Genomic DNA, 662 nt, shown 5'->3' with positions numbered 1-662 from the left:
GTGAAGTCGTAACAAGGTAGCCGTAGGGGAACCTGCGGCTGGATCACCTCCTTAATCGACGACATCAGCTGCTCCATAAGTTCCCACACGAATTGCTTGATTCATTGAAGAAGACGATAGAAGCAGCTTTAAGCTCCAAGCTGATAGCTCCAAGCTAACAGTTGCGCGCTCGAAATTGGGTCTGTAGCTCAGTTGGTTAGAGCGCACCCCTGATAAGGGTGAGGTCGGCAGTTCGAATCTGCCCAGACCCACCAATTTTGTTATGGGGCCATAGCTCAGCTGGGAGAGCGCCTGCCTTGCACGCAGGAGGTCAACGGTTCGATCCCGTTTGGCTCCACCATTTAACTGCTTCTGCTTGTTAGAGTTTAGAAATGAATATTCCGGTGTGAATATTGATTTCTAGTCTTTGATTAGATCGTTCTTTAAAAATTTGGGTATGTGATAGAAAGATAGACTGAACGTTACTTTCACTGGTAACGGATCAGGCTAAGGTAAAATTTGTGAGTTCTCTTAATCGAGAAATTCGAATTTTCGGCGAATGTTGTCTTCACAGTATAACCAGATTGCTTGGGGTTATATGGTCAAGTGAAGAAGCGCATACGGTGGATGCCTTGGCAGTCAGAGGCGATGAAAGACGTGGTAGCCTGCGAAAAGCTTCGGGG

2 tRNA genes and 2 rRNA genes are annotated in these 662 nt (G+C 46.8%); all 4 read left to right on the top strand.

Annotated features, from left to right (window positions below):
• Positions 1–54 (top strand): 16S ribosomal RNA (locus QMX91_RS31330); the annotation flags it as partial.
• 123 nt (positions 55–177) lie between these two features.
• A tRNA-Ile gene (locus QMX91_RS31325) sits at positions 178–254 on the top strand.
• A gap of 10 nt (positions 255–264) precedes the next feature.
• Positions 265–340 (top strand) — tRNA-Ala (locus QMX91_RS31320).
• A gap of 239 nt (positions 341–579) precedes the next feature.
• A 23S ribosomal RNA gene (locus QMX91_RS31315) occupies positions 580–662 on the top strand; the annotation flags it as partial.

Origin of the sequence: Pseudomonas sp. PS01299, assembly GCF_029960145.1 — a bacterium.
GTDB classification, from domain to species: domain Bacteria; phylum Pseudomonadota; class Gammaproteobacteria; order Pseudomonadales; family Pseudomonadaceae; genus Aquipseudomonas; species Aquipseudomonas putida_A.
This window is presented reverse-complemented; position numbering and strand designations above follow the sequence as displayed.